The organism is Brucella gallinifaecis (assembly GCF_006476605.1).
Classification (GTDB): domain Bacteria; phylum Pseudomonadota; class Alphaproteobacteria; order Rhizobiales; family Rhizobiaceae; genus Brucella; species Brucella gallinifaecis.
In genome coordinates this window covers 332597-350352 of record NZ_ML636803.1, presented here as the reverse complement: position 1 = coordinate 350352, position 17756 = coordinate 332597, and the positions used below count along the sequence as shown (strand labels likewise).

Sequence of the window (17756 nt, the reverse complement as noted above, 5' to 3'; positions counted from 1 at the left end):
TCTGAAGGTCAGCGAAGCGAAACGCCGCGCCTAACCTTCTGGCCGTCGCCGAGACTGGGTGTGCAAACGGAGAGAGGCTTCGCGGGGAACCGGCTGCACGGAGCGCACTAAGCGCAGAGGAAGCTGGGCGGAAGCCTTTCGAAGTGCGCCGAGGGCGAAGTCCTAAGTCATATGAAGGAATTAAAAGAATAAACTTCTAATTCCATGAGAAAATATCAAACAAAATCAAGGCCAATCCGGGTCATCGATACACCAAGCTTTTGTAAGAGATTAAGAGCATATTCGTATCGAAGTTGGGCAACAACTTGGGCTGGATGAATTGTCGCGACAAGCTTCCTGCTACCTGCGCCCATTGCCGATATTTTGAAGCCGAAATCTTTATCAAGCAGACCTCGGCGCTCGGCATAAAGAGTGCGCCAGACCGGCGAAACAGCCTCCTTGCCTTGAGAATTGAAGCAGAACTTTTGGACCTCTCCGTCCAAAGTCACAAAAATGTAGAGATTTGAATTCACATCGTGGTTGCCGTCGACCGGAACAGGGTGCAGCTTAACCGCCATAAACGGTGTTCGATCACCGAAATCAGCATTCCGTGTCGCACCTTGGCCGGGAACAAGATCGCATGCGGGCGACAGGCAAATCCAGTGCTCACTATTCATCGTGAAAACGTGTCCGGTCGTAAGATGCCACCCCTGCGGTGACTTACTGGACACAAATGCATTATGTTCGCGTTCAGCCTTTTTCTTCGGGGCTGCTTTGCTCAAGTCCACATTGAAGTGTTCTTGGCATCGTGCTTCGATATTATCTCCAGCAGCCACAGCTTCCGAAGAAATCAGCTCAGTCGCGAAGACTTCAACGCGCCTCAAAATAGTGTTTAGTAACTGGTCAGAATGTCGCAATACGCTTTCTGCAATTAACCAGCGCCGCTCATCGCCCTTAGAGCGTAAAAGTCTAGCATACCAATGGGCGAGCGCATGCTGCCGCTCAAGCGCTTCAGTTTGTGCAACCACCCCGTATTCATCCATTTCAGCTCGCAGCTTCGCCATAAAAAGCCGCGAAGGCGCAGGATTCCAAGCTTCCAGGGCATTTTGCAAATCCGCAAAAAGATCATCATGGTCGGCTTTGCTCGAAAAGGCGATGAATACCGATTCCGCTTTGACCCACCTTACGCCCGAGGTTGCCCATTTTAGGCCTGCAGTGGAGGCGTTCCGCATACGCGCCCGGAGAGGGCGCTCGGCATCTGCCAGAAGTTTCCGCAGCACCAAGCGTCGGTTGCCGTTGTCCCACCCCGCCTCATCCGCTAGAGCACAAAAATCTGAATAGGGCTGCTGTCCTTGGCCCATAGTGCGCATGTAGGTTGAAGCATGCAACCTCGCGTGCAAATACTGATCGGTCGCAACAGCAGCTCTCAGCGCCTGCAGCGCATTTTCATCAACATCCTCATATTCGACAATAAGCTGATTAACCGCCTCTTGCTCACCCTCAGTCAGCTCGTCACTCGTTGCCCCAAGCAGGCCCAATATTACTTCCCGGTACACCATATCGAGGTCTTCGCTCGTATGAATGACGACCAAATTAAAATGATCGTTAGTAATAAGTCCCCGTAAAATCTCGATGGAGCGAGCACCATCTTGCGGACGATTCTTATCAAGTTCGTAATCAAGCACGAGCAAGTCAGACTGATGCAAGTGGGCGGCGACCTTTGCATCACCCTTGGTATCCACATTTGCACCGTCATGTATATCTACCAATAGCGGTCTCTGAGGCTGTCGAAAGCCATCAATGACGCTCTTTATACGACCGGGGTTGTCATGCCACCTCTTGTCCGACTTAGGCGGTAGGTCACCGTTCTTGTGAATGATTTCCAGTTCAAGCATTTCATCGAGTGTTGGATAATCGTCATCGATGATCAACACCGACCGGATCGGTTTGACGAAAGCTTCTTCGATAAACTTGGCGTAATGCTCATTCGCCATCGAATTCCGCCCCTCTGAACTCTATCGCAAACGTTGCACCGGGTAACGGCAACGCCTTGGACGACGACATGTAACGAATGCGATGCCCGCCAGCCGAAAGATTAGCCCGAGAAAGATAGAGACCAACGCCCCGACCGCCTCGCGCCTTCCGTGTAAAAAACAGGCTAAAGAGGCTATCGACGTCCTCTGGATCAACACCGGGGCCACTATCTGCGACGATTACGACGCCATCCATCACGTCCAATAATATTCGCCGATCATCTCGGTCGGAAGTGCCCACCCAATATAGGCTATTGTTCACGAGGTTGATAAAGACCGGGAATAATCGAGACTGCTGATCAAAAACCCTAAATGACTTGAAAGAATCGGTGGCGACTAGAGTTATGCCGTTGTTTGCCAAGGGAATCTTAAAGAATTCACTGAGGTAATCCGCTATCTCGAAGCCAGTAATCCAGCGTTGGATTTTTTGACCGGCAAGCCTGAGCGGTGACAGAAAGCGTAGCTGATCCGTGAGTCCTTCGTAACCGAATGCGATATCTTTCGCCGCCTTGCTCTCTCGCACCTCATCAGGGAGCCGCCGCAGGGCCGCACCGATGATATCGTCGTAGGCTTGCAGTTCGTGCCCTACGATCTCGACGGCAATGCCCAGCTGTGCAAGGCTGTTCAGACGGTCGAGTTCGGCGCGCATATCACCCGCTTCTTCCATTCCAAACGCTGCCAAATGCTCTAGGTCGATGCTTTCCTTCAAGCTCTCCAGTGCGCCAATATACGGCAAGAATAAATCCTCGTTTTCTGCGTCTACTCGCTCCTTTTCCTGCTCCAGCCGTTTAGCCGTTTCGGCAAATGAAAGCTCGCCACGGTCGAACAACAGCAGGAGTGGGCTTGCCTCCGCATGAAAATACTTATTCCGCTCTGCGATTAAATCTTTGATACGTTGAAATTCAGCCCGCTGAAGACCTTCGATGATCTTCTTCCATTGCAGGATACGATGGGTAATTTGCGAGGAATGCCTTGCGAGCTGACGCTCCAAAAGATTGCGGGGCTGCGCCGGGTTGATCCGCTCGATCTGGCGCTCGATTTCCTCCGCAGCCGTATCGATCAGGCTTGCCGCAGACCGCATAGAATCTCGGTAATCGGCATACTTTTCTTCCAGTGACCCAAGAGTCTTCGGAGCGCCTGAAAGCCGAAAACCCGCAACCCGATCTTTATACGTCTCGAAAGCCGCCTGAGCATCGGCGATGCCGCCTTCATCTGCAATATCGAGACTCTGCGCGAATCCCTCCAACTCGCGCACGAGCGGCGGCAAGTCCTTCACATATGAGTCTAGTTTGGAACGAAACTCTTTGCGTTGGCGCTGGCGCAGTTTGTTTCGCTCGGATTTCGCCCGTTCAGCCTTATTCGACGCCTTTATCTGAGGAAGTACCTCACCACGGATGCTCGAAGCTGACCCGAAGTAACGCCGCGCCAACTGACTAAGAATGTTGGCAACAATCAACTTGAGCGTTTTCGCTGCGCGATTGTCTAGAAGACCCTCGCGGCCTGCCTTATCCTTGAGATTGGGATTAGCGTCTCGTGTGATGGCCAACCGCCCGAACATTTGACGGTGGTTCCAGAATTCGCGGCCAGCGTTCTTGCTTCGGCGGGATTCGATTTCGAAGAAGTCGTTGTCGGTTCGACCGTAGGGTAGAACCCGCAATCCATCTCGGAAGATCATAAACCCCGAATATCGTTCGGCCAGCTCCTGATATCGCTGGAATTCCAATTTCGGCAGCGTCGTGTTCGCGGCGACGAACTCCATAGACGCGATGTAAATGTCGAACGGCCCTACCTCGCTATCTGCTCGCGTCGGAATCGCGAGGTCACGGGGGGGCTCGATGCAGCAAGGGTCTTTGACCCAACCGCCGAAGGCTTTGACCCGCCCCTCAAACACTCCGTTCTTATCGATGGTGCCGATGATCTGGTGTTCGAGGCCGTCAAGTAGTCTGCGATCAAACTGCTTCTCACTGCCAACTACGAGTTCTGGTACGTCGCCGTGCCAAGTACGCACTGCGTAAGCAAAGTCTAGCTCAACAGCGCGAGCTTCCGGGTTCAGCGGATCGACGAAGGGATCGACAAAACTGGATAGAGTCTCGAAAAAGCGATCCCGAGCGGCGCGTGCGGTGGAATCGGCGATCTCCGTATTCAGCTCAACTTGAAGATCATAGTTGATGCCACTAATGAGCAGCGCCGTTCCATGCTCTGCCTCTCCTGACCACACCGGCCACTGGGCGAGGTGTCGGGGTTCGAACTTCAATTTCTCAATGGAGGAGCGAAGCTCCAGCGACGGGGCTCCCATCTTGTTGGATGCGCCTTCCGCATGTTCTTCTTCATAAAGTCTATCGTATGCGACCCAAGCAGCTTCAAGGCGAACGGAACGCGCCGCGTCTTCAGGGTCATTGAGATTGCGTAACAATGCCGAGACCAACCCCGGCAATTGATCGAAAAGCTCCTCTTTCTTTCCGAAGTCGACGACCGGTATCTGTATGTCGGAGAGATTAAGGAACGGATTTTCAAATAGGCGCCAGTCCACGAGCGCTGCGACGAAAGGGGTTCCTCGCCGCTTAGAAACCAAAAGAAGTATCGGCCCCAGGTTCGCACATGATAGGCGACCAATACCTTTTTGCCCCTGACGTGGACGAAGACGGAGTCCGTTTCGATCCCCAATCGACGTTCGTTCGGTTGTAGCCTTCGACTCCGTACCAACCACCAGCCAGCGACTGACAAACTCGTCGCGGTTCATACCATGGCCGTCGTCTTCGATGACTGCCACCGGCGTAGCACCGTCGAAAATGTCGAGTGCTACATTGCGGGCGTAGGCATCAAAGGCATTTTTCCAGAGCTCAGAGATTGCAGTAGGAGTATCTGCAATTTGCTCGCGACCGAGGTGATCGACTGTTCGCGCCTTCGTCTGAAAAGCGACGCCGGTGATCATGCGGCCACAACTTCAGTCGATATGCGGACTTCCTCGGGTGCGGCGTCACGCTCCTCAATAATGTGGCCTCGGCGTAACAGCGGCAGAAGGTGGGTGATCAATTGGCGACCCAACTCTACTGGAACGGCGTTCCCTACCTGCTTGCCGGCAGCCATAAGGCCGCCACCGAACACAAAATTGTCGGGGAAAGTCTGGATTCGCGCCGCCTGCCGAACGGTGATGCCGTGGTGTTCGACGGGATGAACAAACCGACCTTTGGAGGGGTTGATGCACGCAGTTGTCATCGTCGGTGCAGGCTGCCTTGGATCGATCCGTCCATATACGTCCTTATGTCCATCATGCGTTCTATGGCATGCGAGAACGCGACCCGAATCCTTCCGGCTTCCGCCATTGGCAGGTGTCCTGCGGAAGGCTTCAACAATTTCTGCGCTATGGCTCATGTGAACGTCGTTCTCATCATCCTCCGGTGCCACGGCGAAGGCCGCTGCACAGTTGTTCCAAGGCAATAAATTGGGATTTCGACGGCGGGCGGCCTCGTTCCCATGTGTGGGACTAGGTGGCCAATTCAGATCTGATGCGTCCAGTCCGTTGCGAATTCCCAAGATGAAAACTCGCTTTCGGCGTTGGAAAATCCCATAATTTCGAGCATCTATCACCACCGCGTCTCTGACGTCATAGCCAGCGAGCGCCCCTTCCAGATAAAAGCGGTCGACCGCTGCAGCGTGCCGATGCCAGAGCATCCCTGGAACATTCTCCATGAGAAAAACACTGGGCGAGAACGCGCGGACAAAATCGAAGTAAGTATGGATGAGATCGTTTCGATCATCATCGACCCCTGCGTCGTTAATGCGATGCGTGGAAAAGCCTTGACACGGGGGGCCACCCAACATGAGGTCGCATTGATCACGGTCGGGAAAGGCGTCACGATAAGCCTTCGAAGCATTGATCTTGGTAATGTCTTCGTTGAGCACGTTCGGCGCTTGCGATCCTTTGCACAGATTACTTTTATAGGTAGAGACCGCGTGCTTGTCGCTTTCAATTGCTAGGCGGATTTGTAGGCCGGACAGTTGTGCGGCCAAGCTAAATCCACCCGCGCCCGAGAACAAATCCACGCAGTTCAACATGTTTATACTATGCTCTCGACGCGAAGCCGCGCCGTATTCCGTGTTTTCGTCAACGCGCGTGCACCCCCTGAATATCCTTATTGATGAAACTTGAAGCTTTGTCGAGCCTCGACTACTAAGGGTCGCTTCGCTCCAGGCAAGCCTGAACCATCGGCTGTGCGACGGTTTCATAGAAGGTCGTTGCGGTGTGGCCTCCTGCTAGATGGGGCTTCTCGGCCTGAATCGCCTTATTTATACGCGTCTTGGAGGGCTATGGCGTAGGTGTAGTTCTCTGTTTCATCGGCTTCGGCCCTCCAAAATGACTCGCGGAACCAGCGCGCTCATATCGTCATCGTCATAGAGAACCATACTCCGCGTCACGCCGGGCCAGCTCTGGCAGCCGCTCGTTCAGAAAATGCTGGATGACACGCCCGTGGGCGTGGATGCACACCATTTTCAGCGGTTGGTTGCCGCTGTTCGTAAACCGGTGCGGCGTATGTGCTGGTACGATCACGACATCGCCCGAGTAGGCGAGGAGGTCCTTACCTTCCACTTCGAAATCCGCAGTCCCGGATAGCACGAGCCATGTCTCCGCATAGGGGTGGGTGTGCATATCCGGGCCTTGGCCGCGATCGAGATCAACGGCGAAGAATGATATGCTGGCACCAAAGGGTTCACCCTCGAACTTCCACGTCCGGTTGGGCGCCTTCGATATTTCGGTTGCGCGAATGATATGGTGCATGACGCCGACTATCCTCCCGATCTGCGGTCATCGACTGAGACCGGCAGCGTCACTTTGCCTGTTTCGGGCGCTCTGCGGCGCGTAGCGGAAATATCGCTCTCAGCGAAGCGTCGCGCAGCCAAAGGCCGCCCCACATGAACAGGCCCAGATAGACGCCGAACAGGAGATGGCTGAAGACAGGGTTTCCGACGCGGAGCTGTGTCGAGACCGCGCCGCCCAGATAGGCAGTCATCAGAATCGCCCCGGCAACGGAAGATCGTGGATAGAGATAGAGAGCTAGGCAGACCAGTTCGATCATGCCGAGCATGAAGACATGATTGTCCGGCCAGCCCAGCTGGCGGAGCGTTTCTCCCGCAACGTCCGCTCCGACGAGCTTCGGAGCGATGGACGCGAGAAGGAGAAACAGGGCAAACAGGCCGGTCAGGGTCCATCCCATGGCATTCCGTGTCTTCTGGGTCATTTCCCTTTTCCCGTCTTCTTCTTTTCGGCGAGCACATGCGCCACGAGTGCATTCGCATGACCATGCCCCAGCCCATGCGTTTCCTTCAGCCAAGCAACCAGTTCCATGTGCTTCAGGCCCGGCTTGGCGCGGATCATGCCGAACCACTCCTCGACAGGCCGACCATACGTCTTTTCGATCGATGGAAAGTAGGAGGCTGGCCCTTTCACAGGCTCGCTCTGAGCAGTGTCACTATGTTTCATCTTGTCTCCGCTGGAAGGATGGTTGCAAGCGGTCGGCATTGTACATTATCTTAACGTCAAGATATTTATCTTGCAATCAAGATAATGGGAGGGACGATGAATTTGGATGACCGGGTCGAGTTGAGACGAAGGCAATGGGCTGTTGAAATGCCCAGCCTTGATACGGGCGGCATGGCCATCCTTGGCCGAGCGCGTGTGATCACGCTCAGTGTCCGCCCGGCGATAGAGAAGGTATTCGACAGTCACGGTCTGGATACCGGCAATTTTGACGTTCTTTCAACGCTGCTTCGCTCAGGCCAGCCTTACCGGCTTCGCCCGACAGAGTTGTTCAGATGGCTCATGATAACGTCAGGCGGGCTGACCGCGCGGGTATCCCGGCTGGAGAAGCGCGGCCTCGTGGAACGGGTTCCGGACCCGGCAGACGGGCGAAGCATGCTCGTCGGGCTTTCTGCAGATGGGCTTGAGAAGGCTCGCTCTACGATCGTGGAGGACATGCGGACCGAAGCAGAACTGCTCGACGGCCTGTCGGCAGAGGAGCGCGAAGCTTTGGCGGAGCTTCTTCGAAAGCTGGCCGTTTCGCTCGAGTCCAAGGGATTGTGAGCAAGCGCGATCGAGCCATGCGGCCGTCGAGCGTTAGGACGACCTAATGACTGCTCGGAAATCCTCCTGCCTCAAAATGACACGAACGTGGGAAAAGGGCTGCCTTCGGCGGTCTGTCATTCGCTGAACCGGCCATTCCAGGCCAAGCTGGCGGAACGGGAGGGATTCGAACGCAGGGGATCGCTCCTATTTTGACATGAGCGAAGATATTTCCTGAGCAGTAAGCTCGCTTCCAGAGGTTCGACCTCGTAAATCCCAACGGAAGCGCACTTTAGAGGGCTATAGCGTAAATGTAGCTGTCATATTCACCCGGCGCAGCGCGCCAAATACCGCCGATTACCGCACAAATTAGTCCACTTTATCCTTTGAAATCAATGAAATGCGGCTTTTCGGAATCCGGGGTGATGTGCTTCACGGATGCCCCACCATTCGACATTTCCCTGCGGGGATGGCGAAGGCAAGGCCGGAGCCCTCAGAGTATCCCATCTTGCTGAGCCTTATCGAGGATTTCGATAAGGACAGCACTCTGCCTTTCCGTGGGAATCTTTGTGGGCATCTGCTCCGCAATTCTGAGTATGCCCATCTCTTTCGGAGTTAAAAGGCGACGGCTTGTGCCTTCCTTGAGAATGAGGGACCAATGCGCTGTTGGTACATCGAAGACCCGCTTCTGCACCTCGATTCCGTTGTCGATTTTCTGAGTCTGCCGTGCAGTTTTCGCTTCGTGCCGATTATCCTCGACCGACGCGAGTGTGGTCCAGAACTCGTCGGTCAGAAGCTCGGCAATATGGTCGGCCTGGTCGAGCAGGCGCGTCCAGCATCCCTCCCGCTTACACCATTCAGAAATGTTGGAGATGCCCTGCGGAGGTCGGGTGATGTCCTCATTTACGGCCGTCGCAATGGTGATCAGGGCCTCTGACAGAACGTTATCGATCGTTTGGGCGGACCACATGCGCTGATAGTCGACGGTCGTTTTCCGGCGCTTCGTGACCTCGCCGAGCATGGAGAGCGTGTAGGCCACAATGTTGGCCCGATAGCCGCCGTTATACCAAGGCTGCACCGAAACCAGCTTCTCGGTCGCGCGAAACAGGATGCCGCGGGCGATGGCACGCTTGAAATAGAACTCGTTGAAGCCGTCGGACGACTTTTCCCATTCTTTGCCGACCCGCAGCGCGTAGCGAGCGAAGTTTTTCTGGCTACCGAGGTTTACCCAGCGTGGATGATCGTCGAAGACGTTCTCGAACTTGGCAAGGTCGGTCTTCGTGAACATCTGCGTCTTGGGATATTCTGCCCGGAACCGCTTCTGCTCGGCGGCGGTGAGCTTCGACTGTGCGTCCACATACTGACCGCGTGCACGCTCGTAGAACCACTTCGTCTCGCGCTGCGCGCCCTGCTGGGCGGGCGCCCAGATGCGGCGCGAGAACTCAGCCATACGGACGTGGAACGGGTGATTCGAGAAGAAGTCGGCTGCGTTCACCCTGTTCTGGGTATTGGCATATTCGGAGATGCGCGGGACAACCATCTCGCTCTGCTCGCTGTCAATCACCGACAGCTTCATCTGGACGAAGATGCGCGATAGGTCCGCCTTGTCGCGGCGCTGAGTATGGAAGAGTGAAGCGGTCGTCTGGCCGCCGTTGACGATCTGGAGATCGGTCATGCGGATTATCTGGAGGCCGCTGTCGGTCGTCCGCGTCTCGACCTCCTGCGCCGTCGCGGTGATGCCGTTATTGTAGGCGAAAAACATCTGCGGCTCATTTATTATGGTCGCGCGGATGCCCTTGTTTACCTGCGCGCGTGCCTGGAGAAAGGTTCGCACGTTCTGCTCCAGCAGGCGTGCGCTGTAGCGGTCATAGAGCGCGGCCAGGATGGAGGCGGGCATAACGATCAGGTAGCACTGATAGGAATCCGAGCCGAGATTCGCGGGCAGGCAGTTGATGCCGTTTCCGAACATCTCGACAAAATCGATGTCGAGCGGCTCCTTGTGCCCACGCGAGCTGCGCTGGCGCTGGAACCGCGCCATGTCCCAGATGTGGTAGGTGGCACGGATACTGCTCACCTCGCCGTCGGGAAATCCCTGGAAGCGATCGCTCAGCACCCGCTCGGAGGTCAGATAGAAATTGACCTGGCGCAGCATCGCCCGCCGGTCGGCAATCTGCCGGACCAGCCCGTATTCGGGGGTGGTGACATCGGGCTCCAGCGTTCCCTGGAGGCTCGCCTCGAAGAAGTTGATGACGCGCTTGAAGGCGGCGTCCACGTCGGTGCGCGTGAGCGTCTCAAGCTCACGTCGGCAGTCGAAGTCGGCGACGAAGATGTCGAGCGCGCCCTCGTCGTTGAACCAGTAGCCATCGACGCGCATGCCGCGCGGTGCGCGGTAGTGGCAGTGCTCGAACCCTTCGATGAAGCCGGTCTCGATCAGCTCGGTGGACACCGCCTCCATGAACGCTTCAAGCTGATAGGTGCTGTTCGCCTCGGCGTCGGCCAGCGTTTCTTGGCGGAAATCGTGAAAGAACTCCTCTACGGTCTGTTCCATCAGTTCCCCCCGAAGACTCCCGAATTGTCGCATTCGTAGGGCACAATGGTTTCCAGCCGGATATCGTAGGCGACCCTGTCGATGCCAGTCGGCAGTTGCGACCGTATCAGGCGCGGAAATCCGTCGCCCACGCGATAGCTATGCACATCGCTGACGATGAAGCGCGGCGCGTCGTAGTCGGGAAGCGGAGCATAGCCATGCGCCACCAGCTTGCGGTCGAAGGCTTCGACGGCCTCCGCCTCGCCGAGCTGCGCCTGTACCGCGGCGACGATCCCGTTGAGGGATTGCGCGTTCCCCGCGTCCGGCAGACTGCTCAATCGGTAGATGCGCAAAAACAGCGCGTCATTGAGGGACTCAAGCTGGTCCTCCGACGAAATGCGCACCTTGCTGCGCTCGGTGCCGGACAGCGATTTGATCTCCACCGCAGTATTGCCGAAGATGAAATCCTGATGAGACCTTTCCGGGCCGAGCCAGGCTTCGAGGGCATCAGCGGATGATGGCTGCCGCTCGATCAGCTCCAGCAGGAAGGTAAGTTCGGCGAATAGACCGCGGACCTCCTCGGCCGACAGGTGCTGGCCGCGGCCGGATAGAAAGGTCTTCCACCGCCGGATATGCGCCAGTGCCACGGAGAGCGAGCTGGCGGAATCGGTGGCGCGCTCCAGCGCGGATGCGAGGGTCCGGCAGAGGCCCTCGAAAAGATCGCGGTCGACCTGCTTTTCGAGGGTCAGGACAAGGCGTTGCTGCCCCGGCTCGCCCCCACGAAGATCGACGTCGATCCCATGCACCGTGACCACATTCTTCCGGAACGGATCGGTGTGGTCGCCCTCCAGCTCGACAATGAACAGGCAGGCGCCGGTCGTGTCCCGTCCCCAGAAGCAGGGCACGGCGGTTTCGCCTGGCACTTGGCGGACGTTGAAGTCCGCGCCGGGGACGGCGATGTCATCCCAGGGTGAGGACTCAGACATCGTAGTCCTCCTCCTCGTCCGGATCGTCGCCATAGCCCTGCATCTGCTGGAGCCAGACCTTGTTCACGACGACGTTGATGGTGGTCGAGTAGTCCCCGTATGGAAAGCTCACGCCGAAAGCGGCGATCGGCCCTGCCACAGCAGCATCCCTGGGTTCGAGGCTGTGGATCATGAGCAGCGGCCTGTTCCGGACCATCCGGTAGTGTGTGTCGGACACCGCGCCGGTTCCGTCCTCGCCACCGGCCAGCGCCTCCGCCTCCTTGCGCTGCGCATCGTTGAGCCCGAGCTTCTCGTCGCCGCGGGAGGCGACACGATCCTTGTTCAGCCGCCAGGCGGTTCCATCGGGCTGACCTTTGCCGACGACGCGCACTTGGTTGTTCAGGGTGAATGGCCCGCCGTCGCCCGGTGTCCCTCCGGGCGAGATCAGCAGCACGTCGGCGAGCGGACGCTTTTCCGCGATCCGTTCGAGGTAAGTCACCACGTCCGACTTGATGCCGGCGAAGGTCGAGTGGCACTCAAACCGGGTAAGGAAATCCTCGACCGCCGCGATCGGAACGTCGCGGAAGATCAGGCCCTTTCCGGTGTCCTCCTCCGGCCGCCCGCCGAAGCCTCCGCGCCATTGCTCCGCGATCAGGTCGAAATTTCGGGCATTCACGTCCGGGTCGGTCGAGACGACGTAGCTCTCCCGCAGCCGCCCGCTGAAACTTTGCTCAACCGTCACTTCCTGACCGGACCGCATCTTGTTGGCGGCGGTGATCAGCAGGCTGTCCGGGTGCGAGCGGACATACAGGCCGAAATCCTTCGGGCTGAGACCGTCACGGCGCATCCGCTTGACCTGCTGCGTGAGTTCCTCGGCGGCCTCGGCGATATGGGAATACCAGTTGATGGAGTCGCGCGAGAGATGAACGCGGCAGAGATCCTCGAAGCCCGGCCGGTAGCCGAACCAGCGGCCCATCTGCATGAGCGTGTCGTACATCTTGGTGTTGCGATACATATAGCTGACCGTCAGACCCTCGATGGTCAGGCCGCGAGACAGGCTGAGACCACCGACCGCGATCGCGGTGAGGCCGACGCCCTCCTTCTCGTACCGCGTGAAATCCAGCACCTCGTCGCTCTTGCTGTTGATGACGTAGAGGTGGAGGTGGTCGAACACGCTGTTGAGCGCCGCCTTGACCTCGGGCCACGTGAATCCAGCATCGGCATATTCGGCGTCGAACGCCTGTTTCAGGCGCTGCATGTGGATGTTCGTCGAGGAGACAGACTCCGGCATGAGATAGTTCACGCGGACCGCCTCGCGCATCGCCTTCTCGCGAAGGCTGAGGAAGTCGCGCACAGCCTGCTGCACCGGCACGAAACGCGACACATTGATCATCATCGAGCAGTGCTTGCCTGTCTGCCCGCGCAGGTTGCGGATGGCACGCGCGACGATGAACTCGTCCAGCGCGCGGTAGAGGCTGGGTGGCAGCTCCGGCACGGGGTCGCCGCGCTTGTGCCGGTAGGGAAGGAAGTCCTCGCAATCATCGATCGGCTTCACGATCGACTGGCTGGTCTCATCGTCGAGGAACACCTTCTCCGCACCGAAATAGGTCGTCGGCGCGTCGAGGCAGTAGATGAAGTCGCGCGGGAATAGCTCCTCGCGCACGTCATCGTCATAGGCGTCGGGATTGATGAAGATGTTGGCGAACGGCGTCGCCGTGTAGCCGACGTAGCAGGATTTCGCGAACAGCCCCAGGATGCGCCGGATCATGGCGTTCGTCCGGGTCGGGTCGAGATCGTCCTTGTTGGTATTGATCGAGGCGTTGTCGGCCTCGTCGTCGATCAGCAGCATGGGCACGTCGGAAATCCGGCCGTCGCCCTCCGCGTTCAGCGCCTTCAGCCATTTGTGCAGCGCCGTCAGCGTCGTGACGTTCTTCTTGATGATGAGGATGATCGGCTTGGAGAAATCGTTGATCTTCCAGCCGCTCTTTGCCGCCGTGTTCTTGTTGAAGTCCTCGTTGATGTTGGTGAGCGTCGCCGGGTGGGGATAGCCGGGGTCGAGCCCGACACCGATGGACCGGCGATCCTCGGGATCGCTGGACCGCCCGATGAAGGCTTCATCGATGCGCTCCTGGGTCTGCTTGCGCAGATTGTTGTGAATGCCAGCGATGACGATGATGAACTTGTATCCGGCATCGGCGGCGCGGGCGATCAAGCCGGTATAGTTGGCGGTCTTGCCGGACTGGACGTGGCCGATGACCAGTCCGCGGCGGTTCCAGGTCGTCCCCTCGCTGATCGGGTCTTGGAGATGCCCCAGGATGCGGCTTGTCACGTCGCTCAGCGATTGGACCAGGCGAGGCGACCAGCCGTCCTTCAGTAGGAAGTTCTCGTAGGCGCCGGAATAGGTCCAGGTGATGTCCTCGCGCTTGCGGACCCACTGATCGTCATGCTTCGCGGCGACATCAACCAGCGAAACGCCGGCACCCATGCGCGTGTAGACCGAGATCATCGCTTCGGTGATGATGTTGCGGAGGTCGCCGGTGTAACTGAAGATGGCGGCGATCTGCTTGGCCTTCTCCTCCACCTGCTCGCGCGTCGGCGTCTCGGTCAGGTTGGCGAGACCCGAGATCAGCGCGTTGGCGATGTTGCGTTCTTCCGTGATGATCGTCGCGGTCATGCGAAAGCCTCTGCGATGAATTTCTCGACCGTCTCGATCTGCCCGTCGAAAAGGCGCGTCGATCGTACGATCTGGAGGAAGGTCTTCGGGTCGCCCGGCCCGTCGCCGTAGAGCACCTGTTTGAGGCTTTTCAGCCGATCCATCGTCTGCTCTTGATCCACAGCCGCCTGGCTCACCTCGCGCGGGTGCGTCGAATAGTCGGAATAGATCATCTCGACCGGCAGGGTGGCAGCGATCGAATCGAGCAGCACGCGCAGCGAGGCGGCATTGGGAGCAGACAGCCGTGCGCCGAGGGACGCGATCAGCGGGTGCTCCGCGTTGATCGCGAACCGGATGCCGCCATGATCGGCGTAGCGTTCCCAGAGCGGGGCTTGGCTTTCCTGGAACAGCTTTTGACCGCGACCGCGATGCACGGTAACGCTGCGGGCGGTGATCTGGCTGATGATCTGGCGCAGGCGCTCGCGCACGGCATGCGGCGGGCGGGCGCGCGACTTCTTGATGTCGATGGTCCAGGCTTCATCGAGGCTGTTAGGGAAATCGATCTGCACCCGTGCCAGCTTGGTGGCTTCGCCCTTGGGCACCAGCCGGAACCAGTCGGCCCAAGCCATCAGGCGGCCGTTGCGGTAGACATAGGCGCCCTGGTTGGAAATGAAGTCGCTGCGGTCCTGGTAATAGTCGTATTCGGAAGCAGAGAGCCGACTGTGGTGAGGCAGGATGTAGGGCTGCATCACAACCGGCACGTCGCCAATCCAGACCTTCTCTTCGCGGAGCATCTGGGTCGCTTCGTTCTTCCGGCAGAAGGGATCGAAGGCAGCGACTGAATGGCCGTTGATCCGGATGGACAGCTTCCGTCGCCCTTTAACCTCGCCGGCGAGGAAACGATGGAAGACGAGTGACAGATGCCGTTCGACAACCGCCAGCTTCTCATTGACGATCTCGTCCCGCTTCTGCCCGGTCTCGTCCTCCAACAATCGGTCAAGGTCGCGCCAGATGACCAGCGTGCCGGTCTCGCCGAGCGTGTCGAAGAAAGGTTGCTCCGCGATCTCGTCAGGCTCAAGAATGGAGATAAACCAGTCATCGTCCTCCTCGATTCGGGCGAGACTCCATTCGGCGCCGGCGAGTGAGTCCTTTACAGCGCTGACCACGGTCAACTGGCGGCACTGCGAGAACGACGCGGTCTTAAGGCCGAGGCCGAAGCGCCCGAGGTCTTTTGGGCCTCGCTCCTTGCGCGGGTCGGTGGCGCCGTGGCGCATCGCGGCGATCACCTCGTCCTCCGTCATCCCGCGACCGTTGTCAGCGATGACAAGTATCGGAACGCTGCGGCTCATATCGCAGAAGATCTGAATGTCGGTCGCGTCGGCCGAAATGCTGTTGTCGATCAGGTCGGCTACGGCGGTTTCGAGCGAGTAGCCGAGATCGCGGAGAGATGCCGTCAGGCTGGAGGCGCTGGGCGGAAGATGGTGAGTGCGCGCCATCAATCGTCCGTCCGTAATTCGGTCGCCAGACGACGAACAACGCGTTCCGCATCCGACTTGAGCTCGCATTCCCAAACGGTCAGGACGGTCCAGCCGGCTGCTTCGAGCGCGGCTTGGTTGCGAGCGTCGCGGCTGACATTTCCATCGAACTTCGCCTGCCAGAATTCGCGACGTGTGGAGGGTGTGGTTGCATTCCGGCAGTCAAAGTGCCGATGCCAGAAGCAACCATGAACGAAGATCGCGGTCCGGTATCTAGGAAGGATAATGTCAGGGCGACCGGGAAGCTGCTTCGCGTGGAGCCGGAAGCGGAATCCTGCGCGGTGCAGCAGCGAACGCAGCACCAGTTCAGGGCGGGTGTTCCGACCTCTGATCCGCGACATGTTCCAGCTTCTACGTTCGCTCGTCAGAGTGTCTGCCATCATCGTCCGCTCCGGACGGAATCCAGCACTTGAGCAATGATTTCCGCAATTTGTTTCGCCAACTGCGGTGGCACCGCGTTGCCAACTTGGTGATATTGTGCTGTTCGTGGTCCCGCAAAATGATAATTGTCCGGGAAAGTCTGAAGGCGCGCGGCTTCGCGCACCGTAAGGCTTCGGCACTGGGCCGGATCGTAGTGAATGAAGTAGTGCCCATCTTTGGAAATGTGTGACGTAATTGTCGTCGACACTTGCTCGGCAAGCTGCACTCGGAACCGGTCCGAGAACATTTTTCCGGCTCGTCCTTCCTCAACGTTCTGGTGGTCGGGAAGAAGATTGGCAGGAAAGTCCGCGAGTTTCGGACTGCGGCCGGTTTCCTGCGCAAAGGTCGCAGCATACAGATAGCGGCGAAGGTCGGACGCCATGTGACTGCGCGCTTCATGTGCGGTCAGAACCGGCAACCGTTCATCATATAAGCTGCGCAGAACGCCGTGGTTCGGCCGCCGAAATTTATAGCGCGCCGAAGAAGTGGCGCGCGGTGAATGCATCTCAATGAGATTTTCAAACTTAAGGCTGCGCGCAACGGGACCTGCATATGTGGCTCCATTCAGCTCGCGACGGATGTTCATGCTCGAAATTTTCCGGATTTCTCGCAGCCACGCCGTTGGACTGTCCTCTTCCCGCGACAACCCGCTTCGGATCGCAGGCAGCGAGCCAATTGTGTCCCGTAGCGTTGGCGCGAGCATCTTCTTCAACAATGCCGGTCGAGCTTTCAGGTCACCGCGGACGCCGACAATGAACATTCGGTGTCGCGCCTGCGGAACGCCATGATCCTCCGCTCGAACCAAAAACAGCCGCGGATCGACTTCTCCCTCGGCTGCCTCTTCCTGCGTAAGCGAGTAGAGCTTGTAGGTAAGGTCGGCCGGCGCGTCATGAATTGCGGTAGCCGGCTTCGCCAGGTCCTGCACTATACGGGAAATGGCCGACTTCCCCTCGATTGTCGCCGAAAGAAGCCCTTTCACGTTCTCCATGACGAAAACAGGAGGGCGATGATCCGCGATGATCCTCAGATATTCGAGATAGAGGGTATGCCGCTCGTCTTTTTCGAACCCCGGCTGCCCCATCATGCGGGAACGGCCAACCAAGGAGTATGCTTGGCAGGGCGGACCGCCAACGAGCGCCCATAGCTCGTTGGCCTTGAGGCGATCTTGGATGATGCTACGCACCTCTGCATGAGCTTCGCGTCCGAGCGAGATTTGCAGCGCGCTTCGCATTGCGTGGGCATGCGCAGCAGGGTGCCGAGCGAACAGTTCAGCCTCTGAAATGCGGCCAGCCAGAAAATCGTAATAATCGTCGGGAACTTCCCCGTCATGAAAATGGCGAAAGAAATGACGGAGCAGGAGCGTCTGGTGCGAGAAGGTATCCCGCTCAATCGATACGACACTGCGGAACCGGCGACGCTGCTTATCGTCAAGCGCCGACGCAAAACCTTCCCCAAGTCCGCCGGGGCCGGCGAAGACGTCTACGACAGGGTATCCGGTAACCGGCTCGCCTATGGCGTCGGAGTGGTGCGGAGCCGATTCCGAAGCGGACCCCGTTTGTGTTTGAAGCTCTCCCTGTTCCAGCATT

General features: G+C 57.9%; 13 protein-coding genes. 1 reads left to right on the top strand and 12 read right to left on the bottom strand.

Annotated elements, in window-relative coordinates; translation table 11 throughout:
- Window positions 1-215: 215 nt before the first annotated feature.
- From FHY56_RS08195 to FHY56_RS08170, 6 genes are all read right to left on the bottom strand, one after another.
- On the bottom strand, window positions 216-1973 hold the full coding sequence (locus FHY56_RS08195) for a response regulator receiver domain (protein ID WP_140904674.1): 1758 nt from the start codon (window positions 1971-1973) through the stop codon (window positions 216-218).
- Window positions 1963-4944 carry an ATP-binding protein gene (locus FHY56_RS08190; RefSeq protein ID WP_140904673.1) on the bottom strand — a complete coding sequence of 994 codons (2982 nt, stop codon included), beginning with the start codon at window positions 4942-4944 and terminating at the stop codon, window positions 1963-1965. The genes FHY56_RS08195 and FHY56_RS08190 overlap by 11 nt, the downstream gene beginning before the upstream one ends.
- On the bottom strand, window positions 4941-6068 hold the full coding sequence (locus FHY56_RS08185; protein WP_168927597.1) for a DNA cytosine methyltransferase: 1128 nt from the start codon (window positions 6066-6068) through the stop codon (window positions 4941-4943). Before FHY56_RS08185 ends, FHY56_RS08190 begins: the two co-directional genes overlap by 4 nt.
- A 334-nt stretch (window positions 6069-6402) precedes the next feature.
- Window positions 6403-6789: a cupin domain-containing protein gene (locus tag FHY56_RS08180; protein ID WP_140904672.1), complete on the bottom strand. Its 387-nt coding sequence runs from the start codon at window positions 6787-6789 to the stop codon at window positions 6403-6405.
- 49 nt (window positions 6790-6838) lie between these two features.
- Window positions 6839-7249 carry a DoxX family protein gene (locus FHY56_RS08175; RefSeq protein ID WP_140904671.1) on the bottom strand — a complete coding sequence of 137 codons (411 nt, stop codon included), beginning with the start codon at window positions 7247-7249 and terminating at the stop codon, window positions 6839-6841.
- Window positions 7246-7491 (bottom strand): DUF4287 domain-containing protein, encoded by a 246-nt coding sequence (locus FHY56_RS08170; protein WP_140904670.1) that lies wholly within the window; start codon window positions 7489-7491, stop codon window positions 7246-7248. The genes FHY56_RS08175 and FHY56_RS08170 overlap by 4 nt, the downstream gene beginning before the upstream one ends.
- Before the next feature lie 120 nt (window positions 7492-7611).
- On the opposite strand from FHY56_RS08170, the gene FHY56_RS08165 reads away from it, so the two are divergent.
- Window positions 7612-8091 (top strand): MarR family winged helix-turn-helix transcriptional regulator, encoded by a 480-nt coding sequence (locus FHY56_RS08165; protein ID WP_328595372.1) that lies wholly within the window; start codon window positions 7612-7614, stop codon window positions 8089-8091.
- Window positions 8092-8563: 472 nt separating this feature from the next.
- Here FHY56_RS08165 and FHY56_RS08160 read toward each other — a convergent pair whose 3' ends face one another.
- From FHY56_RS08160 to FHY56_RS08135, 6 genes are read right to left on the bottom strand one after another with little or no spacing between them, the layout of a single operon-like run.
- The gene (locus tag FHY56_RS08160) at window positions 8564-10618 is read right to left on the bottom strand and encodes an AIPR family protein (RefSeq protein ID WP_140904668.1); all 2055 of its coding nucleotides are present in this window, start codon (window positions 10616-10618) and stop codon (window positions 8564-8566) included.
- Complete coding sequence (locus tag FHY56_RS08155) at window positions 10618-11583, bottom strand: PD-(D/E)XK motif protein (RefSeq protein ID WP_140904667.1); 966 nt, start codon at window positions 11581-11583, stop codon at window positions 10618-10620. Before FHY56_RS08155 ends, FHY56_RS08160 begins: the two co-directional genes overlap by 1 nt.
- Window positions 11576-14236, bottom strand: coding sequence for a Z1 domain-containing protein (locus tag FHY56_RS08150; protein WP_140904666.1), 2661 nt, complete (start codon window positions 14234-14236; stop codon window positions 11576-11578). The genes FHY56_RS08155 and FHY56_RS08150 overlap by 8 nt, the downstream gene beginning before the upstream one ends.
- On the bottom strand, window positions 14233-15711 hold the full coding sequence (locus FHY56_RS08145; protein WP_140904665.1) for an ATP-binding protein: 1479 nt from the start codon (window positions 15709-15711) through the stop codon (window positions 14233-14235). Before FHY56_RS08145 ends, FHY56_RS08150 begins: the two co-directional genes overlap by 4 nt.
- The gene (locus FHY56_RS08140; RefSeq protein WP_140904664.1) at window positions 15711-16133 is read right to left on the bottom strand and encodes a very short patch repair endonuclease; all 423 of its coding nucleotides are present in this window, start codon (window positions 16131-16133) and stop codon (window positions 15711-15713) included. The genes FHY56_RS08145 and FHY56_RS08140 overlap by 1 nt, the downstream gene beginning before the upstream one ends.
- Complete coding sequence (locus tag FHY56_RS08135) at window positions 16130-17755, bottom strand: DNA cytosine methyltransferase (protein ID WP_140904663.1); 1626 nt, start codon at window positions 17753-17755, stop codon at window positions 16130-16132. Before FHY56_RS08135 ends, FHY56_RS08140 begins: the two co-directional genes overlap by 4 nt.
- Window position 17756 lies beyond the last annotated feature (1 nt).